General features: G+C 54.5%; 19 protein-coding genes. 2 read left to right on the top strand and 17 right to left on the bottom strand.

All coding sequences use genetic code 11. The annotated features are described in order from the left end of the window. Positions 1-177 precede the first annotated feature (177 nt). The 15 genes from glmS to asnC all read right to left on the bottom strand — a co-directional run bounded on the left by glmS (position 178) and on the right by asnC (position 15233). Positions 178-2007: a glutamine--fructose-6-phosphate transaminase (isomerizing) gene (gene glmS / locus IM314_RS14050; protein ID WP_193359074.1), complete on the bottom strand. Its 1830-nt coding sequence runs from the start codon at positions 2005-2007 to the stop codon at positions 178-180. Positions 2008-2231: 224 nt separating this feature from the next. After that, a complete protein-coding gene (glmU, locus tag IM314_RS14055) occupies positions 2232-3602 on the bottom strand; it encodes a bifunctional UDP-N-acetylglucosamine diphosphorylase/glucosamine-1-phosphate N-acetyltransferase GlmU (protein WP_045631290.1) in 1371 nt (456 codons plus the stop codon). 138 nt (positions 3603-3740) lie between these two features. Further along, positions 3741-4160, bottom strand: a complete 420-nt coding sequence (locus IM314_RS14060; RefSeq protein WP_006177560.1) for a F0F1 ATP synthase subunit epsilon — start codon at positions 4158-4160, stop codon at positions 3741-3743. 20 nt (positions 4161-4180) lie between these two features. Continuing rightward, the gene (gene atpD / locus IM314_RS14065) at positions 4181-5563 is read right to left on the bottom strand and encodes a F0F1 ATP synthase subunit beta (RefSeq protein WP_003862362.1); all 1383 of its coding nucleotides are present in this window, start codon (positions 5561-5563) and stop codon (positions 4181-4183) included. A 31-nt stretch (positions 5564-5594) separates the two neighbouring features. After that, positions 5595-6458, bottom strand: coding sequence for a F0F1 ATP synthase subunit gamma (gene atpG, locus IM314_RS14070; protein WP_003862364.1), 864 nt, complete (start codon positions 6456-6458; stop codon positions 5595-5597). A gap of 51 nt (positions 6459-6509) precedes the next feature. Next, positions 6510-8051, bottom strand: a complete 1542-nt coding sequence (gene atpA, locus IM314_RS14075) for a F0F1 ATP synthase subunit alpha (RefSeq protein WP_003862367.1) — start codon at positions 8049-8051, stop codon at positions 6510-6512. A gap of 12 nt (positions 8052-8063) precedes the next feature. Continuing rightward, the gene (atpH, locus tag IM314_RS14080) at positions 8064-8597 is read right to left on the bottom strand and encodes a F0F1 ATP synthase subunit delta (RefSeq protein WP_003862369.1); all 534 of its coding nucleotides are present in this window, start codon (positions 8595-8597) and stop codon (positions 8064-8066) included. 14 nt (positions 8598-8611) lie between these two features. Then, positions 8612-9082, bottom strand: coding sequence for a F0F1 ATP synthase subunit B (gene atpF, locus IM314_RS14085; RefSeq protein ID WP_003862370.1), 471 nt, complete (start codon positions 9080-9082; stop codon positions 8612-8614). A 48-nt stretch (positions 9083-9130) separates the two neighbouring features. Continuing rightward, positions 9131-9370, bottom strand: a complete 240-nt coding sequence (atpE, locus tag IM314_RS14090) for a F0F1 ATP synthase subunit C (RefSeq protein WP_000429386.1) — start codon at positions 9368-9370, stop codon at positions 9131-9133. Positions 9371-9419: 49 nt separating this feature from the next. Beyond that, the gene (gene atpB / locus IM314_RS14095) at positions 9420-10235 is read right to left on the bottom strand and encodes a F0F1 ATP synthase subunit A (protein ID WP_028014916.1); all 816 of its coding nucleotides are present in this window, start codon (positions 10233-10235) and stop codon (positions 9420-9422) included. A gap of 8 nt (positions 10236-10243) precedes the next feature. Beyond that, entirely contained in the window at positions 10244-10624 is a 381-nt protein-coding gene (gene atpI, locus IM314_RS14100; RefSeq protein ID WP_008500194.1) for a F0F1 ATP synthase subunit I, read from the bottom strand. Positions 10625-11240: 616 nt separating this feature from the next. Beyond that, positions 11241-11864 (bottom strand): 16S rRNA (guanine(527)-N(7))-methyltransferase RsmG, encoded by a 624-nt coding sequence (gene rsmG, locus IM314_RS14105; protein WP_028014915.1) that lies wholly within the window; start codon positions 11862-11864, stop codon positions 11241-11243. 106 nt (positions 11865-11970) lie between these two features. After that, a complete protein-coding gene (mnmG, locus tag IM314_RS14110; RefSeq protein WP_193359073.1) occupies positions 11971-13860 on the bottom strand; it encodes a tRNA uridine-5-carboxymethylaminomethyl(34) synthesis enzyme MnmG in 1890 nt (629 codons plus the stop codon). Between the two features lie 374 nt (positions 13861-14234). Next, positions 14235-14684, bottom strand: a complete 450-nt coding sequence (gene mioC, locus IM314_RS14115) for an FMN-binding protein MioC (RefSeq protein WP_041911749.1) — start codon at positions 14682-14684, stop codon at positions 14235-14237. A 90-nt stretch (positions 14685-14774) separates the two neighbouring features. Continuing rightward, a complete protein-coding gene (gene asnC / locus IM314_RS14120) occupies positions 14775-15233 on the bottom strand; it encodes a transcriptional regulator AsnC (protein ID WP_008500198.1) in 459 nt (152 codons plus the stop codon). Positions 15234-15384: 151 nt separating this feature from the next. Here asnC and asnA point away from each other — a divergent pair, with 151 nt between their 5' ends. Continuing rightward, on the top strand, positions 15385-16377 hold the full coding sequence (asnA, locus tag IM314_RS14125; RefSeq protein ID WP_193359072.1) for an aspartate--ammonia ligase: 993 nt from the start codon (positions 15385-15387) through the stop codon (positions 16375-16377). Here the strand turns inward: asnA and viaA are convergent, their stop codons facing one another. Beyond that, complete coding sequence (gene viaA, locus IM314_RS14130) at positions 16378-17829, bottom strand: ATPase RavA stimulator ViaA (protein ID WP_193359071.1); 1452 nt, start codon at positions 17827-17829, stop codon at positions 16378-16380. It lies immediately after the preceding gene. Beyond that, on the bottom strand, positions 17823-19319 hold the full coding sequence (gene ravA / locus IM314_RS14135) for an ATPase RavA (protein ID WP_045631286.1): 1497 nt from the start codon (positions 19317-19319) through the stop codon (positions 17823-17825). The genes viaA and ravA overlap by 7 nt, the downstream gene beginning before the upstream one ends. 221 nt (positions 19320-19540) lie before the next feature. On the opposite strand from ravA, the gene kup reads away from it, so the two are divergent. Continuing rightward, positions 19541-21409 carry a low affinity potassium transporter Kup gene (kup, locus tag IM314_RS14140; protein ID WP_193359070.1) on the top strand — a complete coding sequence of 623 codons (1869 nt, stop codon included), beginning with the start codon at positions 19541-19543 and terminating at the stop codon, positions 21407-21409. The last annotated feature ends 157 nt before the right edge of the window (positions 21410-21566 follow it).

Below are 21566 nucleotides of genomic sequence, written 5' to 3' on the forward strand. Positions count from 1 at the left end.
AATAATATAATAAACGAATAAAAAACCAGGCCCGAATCAATATTATTTCGTATAAATTTAAGTTTACAATAAGCGTGTATGAGAAGAAAAAACGGGGTTTGTTTTTCAGATTATATTTATATAGAAATAAAAAAGCCTTAGCATGGCGCTAAGGCTTTATCGAAAATAAACGGACTATTATTCCACCGTAACCGATTTCGCCAAGTTACGCGGCTGGTCAACGTCGGTGCCTTTGATCAGCGCCACGTGATAGGCCAGCAGTTGCAGCGGAACGGTGTAGAAGATCGGTGCAATCACCTCTTCCACATGCGGCATCTCGATGATGTGCATGTTATCGCTGCTGACAAAACCGGCATCTTTATCTGCGAAGACGTACAGTACGCCACCGCGGGCGCGCACTTCTTCAATGTTGGATTTCAGTTTTTCCAGCAGTTCGTTGTTAGGTGCCACAACGATAACCGGCATATCGGCGTCGATCAATGCCAGCGGGCCGTGTTTCAGCTCGCCTGCCGCGTAGGCTTCAGCGTGAATGTAGGAGATCTCTTTCAGCTTCAGCGCGCCTTCCAGCGCAATCGGATACTGATCGCCACGGCCCAGGAATAGAGCGTGATGTTTGTCAGAGAAATCTTCCGCCAGCGCCTCAATGCGTTTGTCCTGAGACAGCATCTGCTCAATACGGCTCGGCAGCGCCTGGAGACCGTGAACGATGTCGTGCTCAACGGAAGCATCTTCGCCTTTCAGACGCGCCAGCTTCGCCACCAGCATCAGCAGAACGGTCAGCTGAGTGGTAAACGCTTTGGTGGAGGCCACGCCGATTTCGGTACCCGCTTTGGTCATCAGCGCCAGATCGGACTCACGCACCAGGGATGAGCCCGGGACGTTACAGATGGCCAGCGAGCCCAGATAACCCAATTCCTTAGACAGACGCAGCGCTGCCAGCGTATCCGCCGTTTCGCCGGACTGGGAAAGGGTGATCATCAGGCTGTTACGACGCACCGCAGACTTGCGATAGCGGAACTCAGATGCGATTTCCACGTCGCACGGCACACCCGCCAGGGATTCAAACCAGTAGCGAGAGACCATACCGGAGTTATATGAGGTACCGCAGGCTACGATCTGAATATGTTCAACCTTGCCGAGCAGTTCGTTGGCGTTTGCCCCCAGCTCGCTCAGATCCACCTCGCCGTGGCTGATGCGCCCGGTCAGAGTGTTTTTGATAGCGTTCGGCTGCTCGTAGATCTCTTTCTGCATGTAGTGACGGTAAGCGCCTTTGTCGCCCGCGTCGTACTGCAGGTTAGATTCGATCTCCTGACGCTTCACCTGCTCGCCTTTGGTGTCGAAGACGGTCACGCTGCGGCGCGTCACTTCCGCGATATCGCCCTCTTCCAGGAAGATAAAGCGACGGGTGACCGGCAGGAGCGCCAGCTGATCGGAGGCGATAAAGTTTTCACCCATGCCCAGACCGATAACCATCGGGCTACCGGAACGCGCGGCCAGCAGGGTAGATGGATCGCGGGAGTCCATGATCACCGTACCATACGCACCGCGCAGCTGAGGGATAGCGCGCAGCACCGCATCACGCAGCGTACCGCCCTTTGCCAGCTCCCAGTGCACCAGGTGAGCAATCACTTCGGTGTCGGTTTCAGAGACGAAGGTATAGCCGCGCGCTTTCAGTTCTTCGCGCAGCGGTTCGTGGTTTTCGATAATGCCGTTATGCACCACCACGATGTGTTCAGACACATGCGGGTGCGCGTTACCTTCAGACGGTTCGCCGTGCGTCGCCCAGCGGGTGTGCGCGATACCGGTACCACCGTGCAGCGGATGTTCTTCCGCAGCCTGGGCCAGCATCTGCACTTTACCGAGACGACGCAGACGGGTCATATGCCCTTCTGCATCCACGACAGCCAGACCGGCAGAGTCGTAACCACGGTATTCCAGACGACGTAAACCTTCGAGAAGGATTTCAGCAATATCACGCTGCGCAACTGCGCCAACAATTCCACACATATTTTAGATTCCGAATTTAGGCATTATGCCTGCGTTGTCGCTGACCTGTATTTACCCTTTCCGGGCGCCCCGAGCCTTGTAGAGAGTGGGGTTATTTTTATGGGTACTGCTTGTGGGGGGAGATATATATTTATCTCCTCTCCCGGGTTTGCCTGATGACGGCTACGCCTTATCAGGCCTACTCAATCGTAGGGCGGGTAAGCGTAGCGCCACCCGCCTTGTTGTTACTTTTTCTTCACCGGGCGTTTCCAGCCCTGCTTGTGTACCTGCGGCACGCGGCTTAACACCAGCTCGTTATCCGCTACGTCGCGCGTGACGGTCGTGCCGGCGGCAATGGTCACGCCGTTACCCACGGTAACCGGTGCCACCAGCTGCGTGTCCGAGCCCACGAACACGTCATCGCCGATGATGGTTTTAAACTTATTGGCGCCGTCATAGTTACAGGTAATGGTTCCTGCACCAATGTTCACGTTATCGCCAATCTCCGCGTCGCCCAGATAGGTTAAATGACCCGCTTTGGAGCCTTTACCCAGACGCGCTTTTTTCATTTCCACGAAGTTGCCCACGTGCGCGCCTTCCAGCAGCTCAGCACCCGGGCGCAGACGCGCAAACGGGCCGATGGTACACGCGGCTTCAAGATGAGCATCTTCCACCACGCTGTACGGGCTGATTTCGCAGTCGTCACCGATGACGCTGTTTTTAATCACGCAGCCGGCGCCAATTTTGACGCGGTTGCCCAGCGTGACGTTGCCTTCAAGAATAACGTTAGTATCGATCTCAACATCGCGCCCGTGAGACACGGTGCCGCGCAAATCGAAACGCGCCGGATCGCGCAGCATGACGCCAGCAAGCAGCAGCTTCTCTGCCTGCTCGGACTGATAAATACGCTCAAGACGGGAAAGCTGCAGGCGGTTATTCACGCCGTCCGTTTCGCTGATGCGCGCCGGATGAACGGCGGCGATCTCACGCCCTTCGTGATACGCCATCGCAATGATGTCGGTGATGTAGTACTCACCTTGCGCGTTATTGTTGTCGAGCTGAGAGAGCCAGCGCTTCATGTCCGCGCCATTAGCAATCAGGATGCCGGTGTTAATCTCCTGAATCTTGCGCTGTTCATCACTGGCATCTTTATGTTCAACGATACCCGTTACGTTGCCGTTTTCACGCGTGATACGGCCATAGCCCGTTGGATCGTCCAGCACAACGGTCAATAAACCGATGCCGCCCTGCGGCTTGGCTGCACGCAGGCGAGTCAGCGTTTCAACGGAAATTAGCGGAACATCACCGTAGAGCATCAGAATATCTTCGTCATCGGCAAAGAACGGCGCAGCCTGCTGCATCGCATGACCGGTACCCAGCTGTTCAGCCTGAAGCACCCAGTTGAGCGCGTCATCGCTCAGCGTCTTTTTAAGCAGATCGCCGCCGTGGCCGTAGACCAGGTGAACCTGACGGGCACCCAGTTCATTCGCTGCATCAATGACATGCTGCACCATTGGCTTTCCTGCCAGCGTGTGGAGCACTTTAGGCAGATCGGAATACATGCGGGTACCTTTGCCAGCGGCAAGGATCACCACGCTCATCGCACTGTTTGACATACGCATCCTGACGGTAGTTTGAGTGAGAAGTAAAAACGTTTGATGCCTAAAATTCTACATCTTTTTCATCATGAATTAAGGATGAAAAAAAAAGCCAGTCTGGTATCCAGACTGGCTTTTGTGCTTTTCAAGCCGGTGTTACATCGCTTTTTTGGTCAACTCGATAACGCGCAGTTTCGCGATCGCTTTGGCCAGCTCCGCAGACGCCTGAGCGTAATCCACGTCACCATGAGAGCTGCTAATGTGCTCTTCAGCCTTACGCTTCGATTCCAGGGCTCGCGCTTCGTCGAGATCCTGGCCACGAATAGCGGTATCGGCCAGAACGGTCACACTGCCAGGCTGCACTTCAAGAATGCCGCCGGACAGATAGATAAACTCTTCGTGACCGAACTGTTTAACGATGCGGATCATACCAGGCTTAATGGCGGTGAGCAGCGGTGCGTGACCCGGGAAAATACCCAGTTCACCTTCACTGCCCGTTACCTGGATTTTCTCGACCAGACCAGAGAACATTTGTTGCTCTGCGCTGACGACGTCCAGGTGGTAAGTCATTGCCATATCACCCTCCGATTAAGGCGTTAAAGTTTTTTGGCTTTTTCCACGGCTTCTTCGATGGAACCAACCATGTAGAACGCCTGCTCTGGCAGGTGATCGTATTCGCCTTCCATGATGCCTTTAAAGCCACGGATGGTGTCTTTCAGGGAAACGTATTTACCCGGAGAACCGGTGAATACTTCCGCAACGAAGAACGGCTGGGACAGGAAGCGCTGGATCTTACGCGCACGTGCTACCACCAGTTTGTCTTCTTCAGACAGTTCATCCATACCCAGGATGGCGATGATGTCTTTCAGTTCCTGGTAACGCTGCAGCAGGGACTGTACGCCACGCGCGGTGTCGTAGTGTTCCTGACCAACAACCAGTGGATCCAGCTGACGGCTGGTGGAGTCCAGCGGGTCAACGGCCGGGTAGATACCCAGAGACGCGATCTGACGGCTCAGTACCACGGTTGCGTCTAAGTGCGCAAAGGTGGTTGCTGGAGATGGGTCAGTCAAGTCATCCGCAGGTACGTATACCGCCTGAACGGAGGTGATAGAACCGGTTTTGGTAGAGGTGATACGTTCCTGAAGAACACCCATCTCTTCCGCAAGCGTAGGCTGATAACCTACCGCTGAAGGCATACGACCCAGCAGTGCAGATACTTCAGTACCGGCCAGGGTGTAACGGTAGATGTTATCAACGAACAGCAGAACGTCACGACCTTCGTCACGGAATTTCTCAGCCATTGTCAGGCCGGTCAGCGCAACGCGCAGACGGTTTCCTGGTGGCTCGTTCATCTGGCCGTAAACCAGGGATACTTTGTCCAGAACGTTGGAGTCGGTCATTTCGTGGTAGAAGTCGTTACCCTCACGAGTACGTTCACCTACGCCCGCAAACACGGAGTAACCGGAGTGCTCGATCGCGATGTTACGGATCAGCTCCATCATGTTTACGGTTTTACCTACACCCGCACCACCGAACAGACCAACTTTACCGCCCTTCGCAAACGGACACATCAGGTCGATAACTTTGATGCCGGTTTCCAGAAGTTCCTGAGAGCTGGACAGCTCTTCGTAGGAAGGTGCCGCGCGGTGGATAGCCCAACGCTCTTCTTCACCGATGTCGCCTTTCATGTCGATTGGCTGACCCAATACGTTCATGATACGACCCAGTGTTGCTTTACCTACCGGGACTTCGATCGGGTGCTCAAGGTCTTTAACTTCCAGACCACGACGCAGACCGTCGGAAGAACCCATGGCGATGGTACGCACGATACCGCCGCCGAGCTGCTGCTGAACTTCCAGCACCAGGCTCTCGTTACCATTCTGTACCTCAAGCGCGTCGTACACGCGTGGTACGGCGTCCTGAGGGAACTCGACGTCCACCACGGCGCCGATTACCTGGACAATCTTTCCAGTAGCCATCTTGAATCCTCTACGTAATTCGTAAACCTGGTTAAACCGCGGCGGCCCCCGAGACGATCTCGGTGAGTTCCTGAGTAATGCTGGCCTGACGAGCTTTGTTGTAAACCAACTGCAGCTCTTTAATCAGGCTGCCGCCATTATCGGTCGCGGCTTTCATCGCCACCATTCGTGCGGCCTGCTCGCTGGCCAGGTTTTCTACAACGCCCTGATAAACCTGAGATTCAACGTAACGACGCAGCAGGGTATCCAGCAGCGGTTTCGGATCGGGTTCATACAGGTAATCCCAGGCTTTCTGCTTCAGCTCGTCATCTTCTGATGCCGGTAACGGCAGCATCTGAGTGAGCGTTGGAACCTGAGACATGGTGTTAATGAATTTGTTGCTGACAACGTACAGTCTGTCCAGACGGCCTTCATCGTAGGCCTGCAACATCACTTTAACCGGGCCGATCAGTTCGGACAGGGACGGGTTATCACCCATACCGGTCACCTGAGCGACAATGTTGCCACCAACGGAGTTAAAGAAAGAGACGCCTTTAGAGCCAATCAGTGCCAGATCGCACTGAACGCCTTTATCAGACCAGCCTTTCATATCCGCCAGCAGTTTTTTGAACAGGTTAATGTTCAAGCCGCCACACAGACCACGGTCAGTCGACACCACCAGGTAGCCCACGCGCTTAACGTCGCGTTCTTCCAGGTAAGGGTGCTTATATTCCAGATTACCGTTTGCAAGGTGACCAATCACTTTGCGCATGGTCTCTGCATAAGGACGGCTGGCCGCCATGCGATCCTGCGATTTACGCATTTTGGAAGCGGCGACCATCTCCATCGCTTTAGTGATCTTTTGCGTGTTCTGGACGCTTGCGATCTTACTACGTATCTCTTTTGCGCCGGCCATGAGCTTCTCCTCAATGCCAGGCGGCTTGCCCTGAGACAAGCCGCCGGACGATTACCAGGATTGGGTTGCTTTGAAGGAATCGAGGATAGCTTTCAGCTTGCCTTCGATTTCGTCGTTATAGCCACCGGTCTGGTTGATCTCTTGCATCAGCGGAGCGTGATCACGGTCGACGTAAGCCAGCAGAGCGGCTTCAAAGCTACCGATTTTCGCCAGTTCCACATCTTCGAGGTAACCGCGTTCAGCCGCGAACAGTACCAGGCCCTGCTGAGCAACAGACATTGGAGCGTACTGTTTCTGCTTCAGCAGCTCGGTCACTTTCTGACCGTGGCTCAGCTGTTTACGGGTTGCTTCGTCCAGATCGGATGCGAACTGAGAGAACGCAGCCAGTTCACGATACTGTGCCAGCGCGGTACGGATACCACCGGACAGTTTCTTGATGATCTTGGTCTGAGCAGCACCACCCACACGGGATACAGAGATACCCGGGTTAACCGCCGGACGAATACCGGAGTTAAACAGGTTGGTTTCCAGGAAGATCTGACCATCGGTAATGGAGATTACGTTGGTCGGAACGAACGCAGAAACGTCACCCGCCTGGGTTTCAATGATCGGCAGCGCGGTCAGAGAACCTGTTTTGCCCTTCACTTCACCTTTGGTGAAGTTCTCGACGTATTCCGCGTTAACGCGGGAAGCACGCTCCAGCAGACGAGAGTGGAGGTAGAATACGTCGCCCGGGAATGCTTCACGTCCTGGTGGACGACGGAGCAGCAGGGAAACCTGACGATAAGCAACAGCCTGTTTAGACAGGTCATCGTATACGATCAGCGCATCTTCACCGCGGTCACGGAAGTATTCGCCCATTGCGCAACCGGCGTATGGCGCCAGGTATTGCAGTGCAGCAGATTCAGACGCGGTTGCTACCACAACGATGGTGTTAGACAGTGCGCCGTGCTCTTCCAGTTTACGAACCACGTTAGAAATGGTGGACGCTTTCTGGCCGATAGCCACGTACACACATTTGATGCCGGAGTCACGCTGGTTGATGATGGCGTCGATTGCCATCGCGGTTTTACCGGTCTGACGGTCACCGATGATCAGTTCACGCTGACCACGACCGATTGGGATCATGGCGTCAACGGACTTATAACCAGTCTGCACTGGCTGATCAACGGACTGACGGTCGATAACGCCTGGTGCGATAACTTCGATTGGGGAGAAGCCATCGTGCTCAACCGGACCTTTACCGTCGATTGGCGCACCCAGGGTGTTAACAACGCGACCCAGCAGGCCACGGCCAACCGGCACTTCCAGAATACGGCCAGTACACTTAACCTTCATGCCTTCGGCGAGGTCAGCGTATGGACCCATCACAACTGCACCTACGGAGTCGCGCTCCAGGTTCAGTGCGATAGCGTAACGGTTACCCGGCAGGGAAATCATCTCACCCTGCATACAATCGGCCAGGCCGTGGATGCGGATAACACCGTCACTTACAGAAACAATAGTACCTTCGTTGTGAGCTTCACTCACAACATTGAACTGAGCAATGCGCTGCTTGATCAGTTCGCTGATTTCGGTGGAATTCAGTTGCATGCTCCAGTCCCCTTAAGACTGCAAGACGTCTGCAAGGCGCTCAAGACGGCCGCGTACGCTGCCATCAATGACCATATCACCCGAGCGGATGATTACGCCTGCCATTACAGACTTATCGATTTTGCAATTCAGCTTAACTTTGCGTGACAGACGTTTTTCCATCGCGGCGGTGATTTTCGCAAGCTGTTCGTCACTCAGTTCAGTCGCGGAAGTCACTTCGACTTCTGCAGTTGCTTCACTAAGGGCACGTAAGTGCTCAAACTGCTCGAGAACATCCGGGAGCACACGGAGACGACCATTTTCTGCCATGACCTTAATCAGGTTCTGGCCGTTGGCATCCAGTTGCTCTCCGCACACGGCGATAAACGACGCGGCGAGGGTTTCAGGCGCTAACGCACCGGAAAGCAACTCGGCCATTTGTTCGTTTTTCGTCACCTCAGCGGCAAACGCCAGCATATTCTGCCAGCGATCGACATTTTGGTGTTCGACAGCAAAGTCAAAAGCTGCTTTGGCGTAGGGGCGAGCTACCGTAACAAATTCAGACATCAGCCCCTCCCTCCTTACAGTTCAGCGACAAGTTTGTCCACGATGTCGCTGTTAGCAGCTTCATCCACGGAACGTTCGATGATCTTCTCGGCGCCAGCAACAGCCAGAATCGCAACCTGCTTACGCAGTTCTTCACGAGCACGTTTACGCTCAGCTTCAATTTCAGCCTGAGCCTGTGTCACGATCTTAGTACGTTCCTGTTCTGCTTCAGCTTTGGCTTCGTCCAGGATCTGAGAACGGCGCTTGTTAGCCTGTTCAATGATTACCTGAGCTTCAGCTTTCGCTTTTTTCAGCTGGTCTGTCGCGTTGGCCTGTGCAAGGTCCAAATCTTTCTTAGCGCGTTCTGCGGAAGCCAGACCGTCAGCAATTTCTTTCTGACGTTTTTCGATGGCAGCCATTAAAGGCGGCCATACATACTTCATGCAGAACCAGACAAAGAGAATAAACGCGATGGCCTGGCCGAGGATTGTTGCGTTCATGTTCACAGCACAATACCTCTTAAATTTCTGTGGCTTGGGGTTTTAAAACAACTACTACGCGACAGCAAACATCACGTACAGACCCAGACCTACAGCGATCATTGGGATAGCATCCACCAGACCCATAACGATAAAGAACTGAGTACGCAGCAGAGGAATCAGATCAGGTTGACGCGCTGCGCCTTCCAGGAATTTACCTCCGAGGATGCCGATACCGATCGCAGCACCGATAGCCGCCAGACCCATCATCACAGCGGCAGCCATGTACAGCAGATCCATATTCAGGTTTTCCATGACAGTCTCCAGTTTGTTTCAATTAAAACGTAGTAGTGTTGGTAAAAAATCAGTGCTCTTCAGACGCCATCGACAGATAGACGATCGTCAGAACCATGAAGATAAAGGCTTGCAGCGTAATGATCAGGATGTGGAAAATGGCCCATGGCACATTCAGAACCCACTGTGACCACCACGGCAGAAGACCCGCGATCAGAATGAAAATCAGCTCACCCGCATACATGTTGCCGAACAGTCGCAGACCCAGTGAAACAGGTTTGGACAGCAGGCTAACGCCTTCCAGGATCAGGTTGACCGGAATAAACGCCCAGTGGTTGAACGGCTGCAAGGTAAGCTCTTTCACAAAGCCGCTTACGCCTTTCATTTTGATGCTGTAGAAAAGAATCAGGATAAACACGCCCAGCGCCATCGACAGGGTGATGTTCACGTCCGCAGACGGTACAACACGCAGCGCAGGCAGGCCGAAGATGTGCTCGCCGATGAACGGCAGCAGGTCAATTGGCAGCAGGTCCATCAGGTTCATCAGGAAGACCCAAACGAACACGGTCAGGGCCAGCGGAGCAATCAGCTTGCTCTTACCATGGTACATGTCTTTCACGCTGCCATGGACGAAGCCGATGATCATCTCAACGAACGTCTGGAATTTCCCTGGAACACCGCTGGTCGCTTTTTTAGCAACGCTGCGGAACATGGCCAGGAACAGAAGACCCAAAACCACCGAGAAGAACATGGAGTCGATGTTGATCGTCCAGAAGGTGGCCGGGGGGTTATGTGGATCCACCAGCGAGAATGTACGCAGGTCCAGCTGAAGGTTATTCAGATGGTGACCTATGTAATCCTGCGGCGTCATATTTTCTGAAGCCATGATGCCTTTTACCCTTTGTTATTGATTACAGCTGGAGCCAGAACTTGTACCACCAGCACCAAAACCCACGTTGCTATCAGCGGCATGAATACCACTTTCAAAACCGCCAGCGCCATCACTAGTAGAGCAAAGGTCAGCAACACCTTACACACTTCGCCGAGAGCGAAGGACCAGGCCACGCGGCCTTTGGCGGGTGTATGCGCCTGATGACGCCAGGCAAAAATCATAAACAACACGTTTGGCAGCACGACCGCCAAACCCCCGCACACGGCGGAAATGCCCCAGAAGGGGTCTTTGAGGCTAAACAGCAGTCCACTTGCTATCACAGCCAGAAACTGAATGAACAGAAGCTTACGAGCAACGTTTCTACTCAAGAGCGACACAGACATCACGTTTTTACTCCTGCTCCCTTCGAGGTATGCCGCGTGTCGTATAAAACGTCCTTTAAGGCTCAGAGTCAAGCATCAAAAAGCGGACAAATTATACGGTGCGTACCCGTGATTTCAAACATTAAGTAGCGAAAAGGTGAATAAATGTTTAAATATTTTTCCCCAGCGCTATTTTTTAACTTTCGTAGAAAGCACCGACCTTCGAGCAAAACTGCAAACAGCGCGAAAACGTTGACTACAAAGCGTGCACGAGATCACAAAACACACATTTGCGATAAGGTTGTATTTATCAAAGCCGTAAATCGCCCAGGATTATCTTTCTGAAATTAAACACAAAATATCGCAACTATTTTCAAAACAGCCCCGTACACAATAAAAACCTTTTATTGACATTCTTAATAAATAATTAACATTGCGTTCTGGTTACAGCCTTCCACTTTTAGCAGGCTGATATTTTCATAGTTGACTATCTTCGCGATGAATAATCGACGTGAGGTTAACCGCAAGAAAATCCCTGGTAAAAAAGCGGTTAAACGCTCTCTGGTAAATCCCGGGTAGTTGTGCTGTTTTTTAACATACTCAGAACAGCACAAATTCCACATTTTTTATTATTTTTTTAAAAATTGTTTGGCTTAATTATCACCAGATGACGTTCACCGTCGAGCTGCGGAACGTTTAATTTCTCGATGGTTTCAACGCTAAAACCGTCCGGAAGCTGTTCAATTTCATCACCGGGCAGCTGTCCTTTCAGCGCATAAAAACGGCCATCTTCTGCCGGCAGATGCTTACACCAGCTCACCATGTCATTGAGCGAAGCAAACGCACGGCTGATAACGCCGTCAAACGGCGGCTCTGCCGGAAACTCTTCTACCCTGCTCTGTACGGGCGTGATGTTATCGAGCTTCAGTTCATGCTGAACCTGGCGTAAAAAGCGCACGCGCTTGCCCAGGCTGTCCAGCAGCGTGAAATGGCTCTCGGGTCGGACAATCGACAGCGGAACGCCCGGCAAACCCGGCCCCGTCCCCACGTCGATAAAACGTCCACCTTTCAGGTACGGCGCCACCACGATACTATCGAGAATATGGCGAACCAGCATCTCGTTGGGATCGCGCACAGACGTCAGGTTGTACGCTTTATTCCATTTGTTCAGCATATCGACATACGCCACCAGCTGGTTTTTCTGGTGATCGGTGAGCGAAATACCTGCCTGATCCAGCAGACGAGAGAGTTTGTTGAGCACGGTGAATACCTGTTGAGAGTTTTTTGCCCGGTGGCGCTGCCGCTTACCGGGCCTACGAATAAGTAGGGCGGGTCAGCGAAGCGCCACCCGCCAAAAGCAATGTCAATTACGCGCTACGGCGCAGCATGCCTTGCTTTTTCAGCCACACCAGCAGGATCGAAATCGCTGCCGGCGTAACGCCCGAGATACGGGAGGCCTGGCCAATCGATACCGGTTTGTGATCGTTCAGCTTAGCGATCACTTCGTTGGAAAGGCCCGTCACCTGACGGTAGTCCAGCATTTCCGGCAGCAGCGTGTTTTCGTTGCGCTGCTGTTTTTCGATCTCATCCTGCTGACGCGCGATGTAGCCTTCGTACTTCACCTGAATTTCGACCTGCTCGGCAGCTTCAGCGTCTTCAAGGCCCGGCGCGAACGCGGTCAGTTTGACCAGATTCTCGTAGGTCACTTCAGGGCGACGCAGCAGATCTTCGCCGCTGGCTTCACGCGACAGCGGCGCTGTTAAGTGAGCGTTCACTTCGGCAGCGGTATCCGCCTGTGGGTTTACCCACGTGGTTTTCAGGCGCTGACGTTCCTGTTCAATACGTTCCAGCTTCTCGTTGAAGCGCGCCCAGCGTTCGTCATCCACCAGACCCAGCTCGCGGCCTATCTCGGTCAGACGCAGGTCGGCGTTGTCCTCGCGCAGCATCAGACGATATTCCGCGCGAGAGGTAAACATACGGTACGGTTCTTTGGTGCCCAGCGTGCAGAGATCGTCGACCAAAACGCCCAGATAGGCCTGAGAACGCGCCGGCGCCCAGCCCTCTTTCTCGGCAGAGAAGCGGGCGGCGTTCAGACCGGCAAGCAGGCCCTGTGCAGCCGCTTCTTCGTAGCCGGTGGTGCCGTTAATCTGCCCCGCGAAGAACAGACCGTGGATGAATTTGCTCTCCAGCGTCGGCTTCAGGTCACGTGGGTCGAAGAAATCGTACTCAATTGCGTAGCCAGGGCGAACGATTTTCGCATTCTCCATCCCCTGCATTGAGCGAACAATTTGCATTTGCACGTCGAACGGCAGGCTGGTGGAGATGCCGTTCGGGTAAATTTCGTTCGAGGTCAGCCCTTCCGGCTCCAGGAAGATCTGGTGCTGGTTACGATCGGCAAAGCGCATCACTTTGTCTTCGATCGACGGGCAGTAACGTGGGCCGATCCCTTCGATCACGCCAGCGTACATTGGGCTGCGATCGAGGTTATTGCGGATCACGTCATGGGTTTTTTCGTTGGTATGCGTGATGTAGCACGGCACCTGCTGCGGGTGTTGCGCCGCGTTGCCCATGAACGAGAAAACCGGCATCGGGTTATCGCCGTGCTGTTGGGCCAGTACGCTGAAATCAATGGTGCGTGCATCGATACGCGGCGGCGTGCCGGTTTTCAGACGGCTGACGCGCAGCGGCAGTTCACGCAGACGACGAGACAGCGGAATGGACGGCGGATCGCCAGCACGGCCACCGCTGTAGTTGTCCAGACCAATATGGATTTTGCCGTCCAGGAATGTCCCAACCGTCAGCACCACGGCTTTGGCGCGGAACTTGAGGCCCATCTGGGTCACGGCGCCCACGACGCGATCGTTCTCAACGATAAGATCTTCTACCGCCTGCTGGAAGATCATCAGGTTCGGCTGGTTCTCCAGCGCGGTGCGCACGGCCTGGCGGTAAAGCACGCGGTCTGCCTGCGCACGAGTGGCGCGAACAGCAGGGCCTTTACTCGCGTTTAGTATCCTAAACTGAATGCCCGCATGATCGATCGCTTTCGCCATCAGGCCGCCAAGTGCATCCACTTCTTTTACCAGGTGTCCTTTCCCAATGCCGCCAATCGCCGGATTACAGGACATTTGTCCCAGCGTGTCGATATTGTGTGTCAAAAGCAGGGTCTGCTGACCCATTCGCGCTGCGGCCATTGCGGCCTCAGTGCCTGCATGACCCCCGCCAATGATGATGACGTCAAAAGGATCCTGATAAAACATGGTGGTCTGCCTCGCGTAAAGCGGTATGAAAATGGATTGAAGCCCGGGCCGTGGATTCTACTCAACTTTAGTCTTTCGAGAAAGCATTGGGATCCTGGGCTATTAAAAAGAAGATCTTTTTATTTAGAGATCTGTTCTATTGTGATCTCTTATTAGGATCGCGGACACGTGTGGATAAGTCCGATCCTGCAAATAAGATCATGCAGTTAGGAAGGATCGTTTGCTGTGAATGATCGGTGATCCAGGACCGTATAAGCTGGGATCAGATCGCGACTTTATACACAGGCCAAAAACGACGCTAGGGTTGTTCTTTGGATAACTACGGGTTAATACGAGCTTTTAACCAGAGTTATCCACATCTGTTCGCGCGATCTTTAATCGTTTTTGAGTAAATTTTTCCATTCCGCGAGCCAGATCTCGGCTGGATCTTCCGGAATGTCATGATCGAGGATGTTGATCTTGAGCGTTTCACCCAGCTGTTTTGCTCCGCAAGCGGTAACAGCGGCTTCGACCTTCTCTATTGCCCCGCAAAAGGTGTCATATTCACGACTGCCTATCCCCACTGCGCCAAAACGGACGTTTGACAGGTCGGGCTGCTGTTCCAGCAGTTCGTCATATAAAGGTTGCAGGTTATCCGGCAGATCGCCCGCGCCGTGCGTGGAGGTGATCAGCAGCCAGACCCCGTCAGCCGGGAGATCTTCAAGCAGCGGCCCGTGCAGCGTTTGTGTAGAAAAGCCTGCATCTTCCAGCTTCTCAGCCAGATGTTCCGCTACGTATTCCGCACCGCCAAGAGTGCTGCCGCTGATAAGGGTAATGTCCGCCATTGATCGCTCGCTCAGATAAAGAGGGGATCATTGTACGCTGTGAACGAGCTGGGATCTACCTGTGGAAAATGTGGGAATGAATTTGCCCGATCACGGGCGGATGGTACGCATGATCGGGTTTTGCAGGGAGATCAGTGTCTCGGTGGACTGAATTTCATCGATTGTTTGGATCTTGTTGATAAGTACCTGCTGGAGGGCATCGATGGATCGGCACATCACCTTAATAAAGATGCTGTAGTGCCCGGTGGTGTAGTACGCCTCGGTGACTTCATCGAGCGCGTTCAGCTTTGCCAGCGCGGAGGGGTAGTCTTTTGCGCTTTTAAGAATAATGCCGATGAAGCAACAGACGTCGTAACCCAGCTGCTTCGGGCTGACGTCGATGCGCGCACCGGTAATGATCCCTGCCTGCTTCATCTTCTCTACGCGAACGTGAATGGTTCCCGGGCTGACGCCAAACTGTTTCGCCAGTTCGGCGTAGGCTGTACGGGCATTGGCCATTAAGGCCTCAAGGATGCCGCGGTCCAGATTGTCGATCTGATAATTTTCCATAGCTTTTTCTTATGAAGATTAATGAATACGTCTATTCTAGCGTCTTATTTTAACGAATCAAAAGTGAAGGTGGCTTATTGTTGATGGGTTATTGAATTAAGTGTCGGTTCTGTTGCTTAATCATTATCAACAGGACGCAGGAGTAAAAATAATGAAAACCGCATACATCGCAAAACAACGCCAGATCAGTTTCGTAAAATCCCATTTTTCCCGCCAGCTGGAAGAGAAGCTTGGTCTTATTGAAGTTCAGGCGCCGATTCTGAGCCGCGTGGGTGACGGGACGCAGGATAACCTGTCTGGATGCGAAAAAGCGGTACAGGTGAAAGTGAAAACACTGCCAGATGCACAGTTCGAAGTGGTGCATTCCCTGGCGAAGTGGAAGCGTCAAACCCTGGGACAACACGACTTCAGCGCGGGCGAAGGGCTCTACACGCACATGAAAGCCCTTCGCCCCGATGAAGACCGCCTCTCCCCGATTCACTCTGTCTACGTTGACCAGTGGGACTGGGAGCGCGTAATGGGTGACGGCGAGCGTCATGTCGGTACGCTGAAATCCACCGTTGAGGCGATCTACGCGGGGATCAAAGCGACCGAAGCTGCCGTGAGCAAAGAGTTTGGTCTGGTACCGTTCCTGCCGGATACGATCCACTTTGTCCACAGCCAGGAACTGCTGAGCCGCTTCCCGCATCTGGATGCCAAAGGCCGCGAGCGGGCGATCGCCAAAGAGCTGGGCGCGGTATTTCTGATTGGCATCGGCGGCAAACTGTCTGATGGCAAACGTCACGACGTTCGTGCGCCGGATTATGATGACTGGAGCACCGCGGGCGAAAGCGAATATGCCGGTCTGAACGGCGATATTCTGGTCTGGAACCCGGTTCTGGAAGATGCGTTTGAGCTCTCTTCGATGGGGATCCGCGTGGATGCAGAGGCGCTGAAGCGCCAGCTGGCGGTGACCGGTGATGAAGATCGCCTTAAATTAGAGTGGCATCAGGCGCTGTTGCGCGGTGAAATGCCGCAGACCATCGGCGGCGGTATCGGGCAGTCCCGTCTGACCATGCTGCTGCTGCAACTGTCTCACATTGGTCAGGTGCAGTGTGGGGTCTGGCCGCAGCAGGTACGTGAAAGCGTCGATTCTCTTCTTTAATTAACGCCGCCAGCGTCTGAGCAGACGGCTACGCAACCCGGTATCAAAGCGCCAGATATGATCGAAGATGCGCATGATGCCGGGTTTTCCATGTGCGGACATCGCCACGGCATGAAAACGATGCTGGTGCACGCGCTGCAGCTCCTTCACTTTATTTACCACATCTTCCGGCAGCCGCTGGGCAATGAAATCGGAAATCACCACCGCGTCAGCGTCGTACCAGTCGCCGCCCTGCATCCGTTCTACAATGCTGCGAAAACAGCTGGCCAGATCGGTGCCGCCGCGAAAACGCTGGCTTAAAAAGCGGATGGCCTGCTCAATGCCCTGCAGGTTCGTCAGCTCGTAGCCCACGACTTCGCTGGAGAAGAGCATGATAAAGCAGCGACGGCGGTCAGCGAGCGCCACGCGCATCAGCGCCAGACAGAACGCCTTCGCACACTGCTCGTTAAAGCCGCCCATTGAGCCAGACGTATCCACGCAGACAATAAACGGCCCGCGCGGCTGCTCATCAAAGTCCTGATGCACGACCGGGCGCTGGCTGAGCTTCTCTCGCCAGGCTTCGCCGTGCAGCCGATAGGTGAGAAGCTGTTTTTCCACCAGCCGACGGTAAAACTCATACTCCAGTTCGGTCATCCCCAGCGTGCTTAGCTCGGTCGGCAGCAGGCGCAGGATGTCATCGCTTTGCTGGAGTCCGTCGACCTGCTCCGGCACGGTAGCCGGTTCGCGTACAAGGGTGCGGAAGGTTTCCATCGGGGCATCTTTCTTTGGGACCGATTTGGCCTCTCGCGAGCGGCCGAGCTGTTCCGCGAGCTTCATCAGCTCCGGCTGCTGGGTAAGAAAGTCGCCGTACTTCACGATCAGCTGATAATCCCCGCGCCGCAGCTGCCCGGCGCTCATATCCCAGAGGCGACCAGCGGCGTTTTCATTTTCTACCAGCACCTCTTCGAGCTGGCCACTCAGCGTCATGCGTTCCTGGACTTCGCTGAGCAGCTGTTCCCGCTCTTCATCCAGAAGCTGTTGGTTCAGCGTGGTAGCCTGGACGACCAGGCTCAGGCGCCAGCGCTGTAAAAAGAGCGTGTGCAGCGCCGGGGTAAAGGTGGCGTTTTCTGTGACCAGCGTTCTGGCCTGGCTGGCAAACGGAGAGTGGACTTTATCGAGCAGGGTAAGGGTTTGCGGGATCTGGACGATAAACTGTGGCGTCGATAGCCGCTGACACTGCTGATAGGCCGCGACTTCCTCCGTCAGTTCGGGCGGGACTTCTGTCTCCTTAAACCGCTGCCGCAGATTGTCGCGCCAGCGCGGGAGATCTTCCGTCATCGCTTTTTTGAGCTTCGGGAATTTTTCAAAGAAGGCCGCCAGCTGCGGCGATGCCAGAAGGGTAATCACCACCTCCTCGATCAACCCTTCCTCGCTGACGGCCAGCATCATATTGAGCGTGTCCAGCGTTAGCATTGACGCGCCTGTTTGATCTGCGCGCTGACGTCCTGCAGGCTGGCTTCAATGCGACCTAGCCAGTCGCTATGAATAAAGAGGCATTTTTGCTGCTCGCTGAAGCGGGTGTGCTGCTGATGCCATTCGGTATCCAGCGCTTCCAGCTGCTGTTTAATCTCTTCCGGCACGCTGTCCGAGGCGGTGCCGGGAAGCGCAAGACGCGATCCCTGAAGGCTCACGTCGCGGATCACAAGGTGCTGACTGCTGTCCACTTCCATATTCAGCGGCTGCGCGAAACCGATGCCGTTGAGCTTTCCGCGGATCTCCCCGCCCTTATCCAGCCACTGCGCCAGCGGCTCGCGCTCAATCGTAATGTGCACCACCTGCATATCATGCAGCTTGAGGGGCTGCTGGAGCAGCAGTGTCAGCGTCGTGCCGGTCAGATCGGCGGGTAGCTCGTAATGCGGTTTGCGGGCGAACATGCCGCCCAGTCGGTTCACTTTTAGCGCGGTTTTATCGCTTTGCTGCTGCTGGAGCTGAATGCGCCGTTGGGCAATCGCCCCCAGCTGGTTGAGCATCGCCTGCTGCCCCCAGGCGTGCCCGGTCATCAAAACGTCCAGCTGCTGCTGCATCAGGTTCATGCCTTCTGCGTCGTGCCAGAGGCAGTCTTTTAGCAGGATCAGATCGATAGGGGCGACCGCGTCGCGACCGCTGAACAACGCGCTGGCCTGGAGCAGACGGATCGCTTTTTTCCAGCGACGATCCGAGACGTACGGGGCGGAAGGCAGGGAATCAAGCTGCTGGCGCAGCATGAAGATCAGCTCAAAGACGGCGTCGGGCAGCTTAATTTTGCCGATCTCGTCCTGCCACTGATGGTACTCCTCGTCCGTCACCTGCAGTGAAGGTGCCACCGGGTTTTCGTTTTCGTCCTGCTGGCTCACCAGCATTGAACGGAAGTTTGATTTATCCTGGACTTTATCCAGCCACAGGCGGATCAGCATGCGGTCATACAGCGCTTCCAGGCTGCTGTCGGCTTCGGGCAGTTCGTTTGACGCGGCCACCAGCAGGCGCATGGGGATCTTCTCTTCGCTCGCGCCGTTGCGGAAGCGGCGTTCGTTGATTGCCGTCAGCAGGGTATTCAGAATGGCCGGGCCGGCTTTCCAGATCTCATCAAGAAAGACGATTTCCGCTTCCGGGAGATAACCCGCCGTCAGACGCTCATAGCGCCCTTCATCTTTCAGCGCCTGAATAGAAAGCGGGCCGAAAACTTCTTCTGGCGTGGAGAAGCGCGTCATCAAATATTCAAATGCGCGAGCGTTCTGGAAAGCGAACTTTAGGCGGCGTGCAATCAAACTCTTGGCAATGCCCGGCGGTCCCAGCAGAAATACGCTTTCACCGCTCAATGCCGCCAGCAGGCAAAGGCGAATGGCGTGGCTACGCTCGTAAAGGCCTTTCTCCAGCGCGCTGCTGAGGCGGGAAATTCTTTCTGCTAATAAATGTGAGTGAGCCATAATAGTTTTGCATCCTTTCGCCGTTGTGGCGGCCAATTGAAGCGAGTATAGACGTTTCAGTCAGGGCTGGTAATAGGCTGAAGTGCGGCGCAATTTTCTTTGCGCTACATTAATGCGGTTGCATTTAGGGGTACGATTTTGCAATGAATCGTGCATACTGTGCGCTTTTTGTGGACCAAGGGACAGGAACACATTTGTTATTTAAACGAAAAGACTAGTCTATGAGCACTGATAATAAGCAATCATTACCCGCAATAACGCTTGCGGCGATCGGGGTTGTCTACGGTGATATCGGCACCAGCCCACTTTATACGCTTCGTGAATGTTTGTCCGGCCAGTTTGGCTTTGGTGTTGAGCGCTATGCCGTGTTTGGCTTCCTGTCCCTCATCTTCTGGCTGCTGATCCTGGTCGTTTCCGTTAAATATCTCTCCTTCGTTATGCGTGCAGACAATGCGGGCGAAGGCGGGATCCTGACCCTGATGTCCCTTGCCGGTCGTAATACCTCGGCCAGAATGACGTCTGTGCTGGTGATTATCGGCCTGATAGGTGGCAGCTTCTTCTACGGGGAAGTGGTGATAACACCGGCTATCTCGGTGCTCTCGGCGATTGAAGGGCTGGAGATTATTGCCCCGCAGCTTGATGCCTGGGTTGTCCCGCTGGCAATCATCGTGTTGACGCTGCTGTTCATGATCCAGAAACACGGTACCGGGCTGGTGGGCAAACTGTTTGCGCCGATTATGCTGGCCTGGTTCCTGATCCTGGCGGCGCTCGGTTTGCGCAGCATTATTGCGAACCCGGACGTGCTGCATGCGCTGAACCCTTACTGGGCGGTGCATTTCTTCCTTGAATACAAAGTGGTTTCCTTCGTGGCGCTGGGTGCGGTCGTGCTCTCCATCACCGGTGTGGAGGCGCTCTATGCTGACATGGGGCATTTCGGGAAGCTGCCTATCCGCGTGGCATGGTTTATTGTGGTGCTCCCGTCGCTGGTGCTGAACTACTTCGGTCAGGGCGCGCTGTTGCTCAAGAACCCGGAAGCGATTAAGAACCCATTCTTCCTGCTGGCACCTGACTGGGCGCTGGTGCCTATGCTGATCCTCGCAACGCTGGCGACCGTGATTGCCTCTCAGGCGGTGATTTCCGGGGTGTTCTCTCTGACCCGTCAGGCCGTTCGTCTGGGATATCTCTCGCCAATGCGCATCATCCATACCTCAGAGATGGAGTCGGGCCAGATCTACATCCCGTTCGTTAACTGGCTGCTCTACTTCGCTGTTGTGATCGTGATTGTTAGCTTCGAACACTCCAGTAATCTGGCGGCGGCCTACGGTATTGCCGTGACCGGTACGATGGTGCTGACATCGCTTCTCTCCACCACGGTGGCGTACCGCAACTGGCACTGGAATAAGTTCCTCGTGGGGATGATTCTGGTGGGCTTCCTGTGTATTGACGTTCCGCTGTTCTCTGCGAACCTCGACAAAATTGTCTCCGGTGGCTGGCTGCCGCTGACGCTGGGCCTGTTGATGTTCATTGTCATGACCACATGGAAAAGCGAGCGCTTCCGCCTGCTGCGCCGCATGCATGAGCACGGTAATTCTCTGGAGGCGATGATCGCGTCGCTTGAGAAATCCCCGCCGGTGCGCGTGCCGGGTACCGCGGTTTACATGTCTCGTGCCCTGAATGTAATCCCGTTTGCGCTGATGCATAACCTTAAGCACAACAAAGTGCTGCACGAGCGCGTGATCCTGCTGACGCTGCGCACCGAAGATGCGCCGTACGTTCACAACGTGCGCCGCGTACAGATTGAGCAGCTGTCCCCGACCTTCTGGCGCGTGGTGGCGAGCTACGGCTGGCGCGAAACGCCGAACGTGGAAGAGGTGTTCCACCGCTGCGGTCTGGAAGGGTTAAGCTGCCGGATGATGGAGACGTCGTTCTTTATGTCCCACGAGTCGCTGATCATCGGCAAGCGCCCATGGTACCTGCGTCTGCGCGGTAAGCTGTATCTGATTCTGCAGCGTAACGCCCTGCGCGCGCCTGACCAGTTTGAGATCCCGCCTAACCGCGTCATTGAGCTGGGGACGCAGGTCGAGATTTAAGTCTCCGTGCGGCCTGATGCCCTCACCCCGTCCCTCTCCCACAGGGCTGAGGAATCCCCACAAAATAATACCTGCACGGACAACCCCCTCTCCCTTGAGGGAGAGGGCTGGGGTGAGGGGGAACATACGGCTGAAGTGGTCATTCCGTTCACTTTAT

Origin of the sequence: Enterobacter cloacae complex sp. P42RS (assembly GCF_014930595.1) — a bacterium.
Taxonomy (GTDB): domain Bacteria; phylum Pseudomonadota; class Gammaproteobacteria; order Enterobacterales; family Enterobacteriaceae; genus Enterobacter; species Enterobacter bugandensis.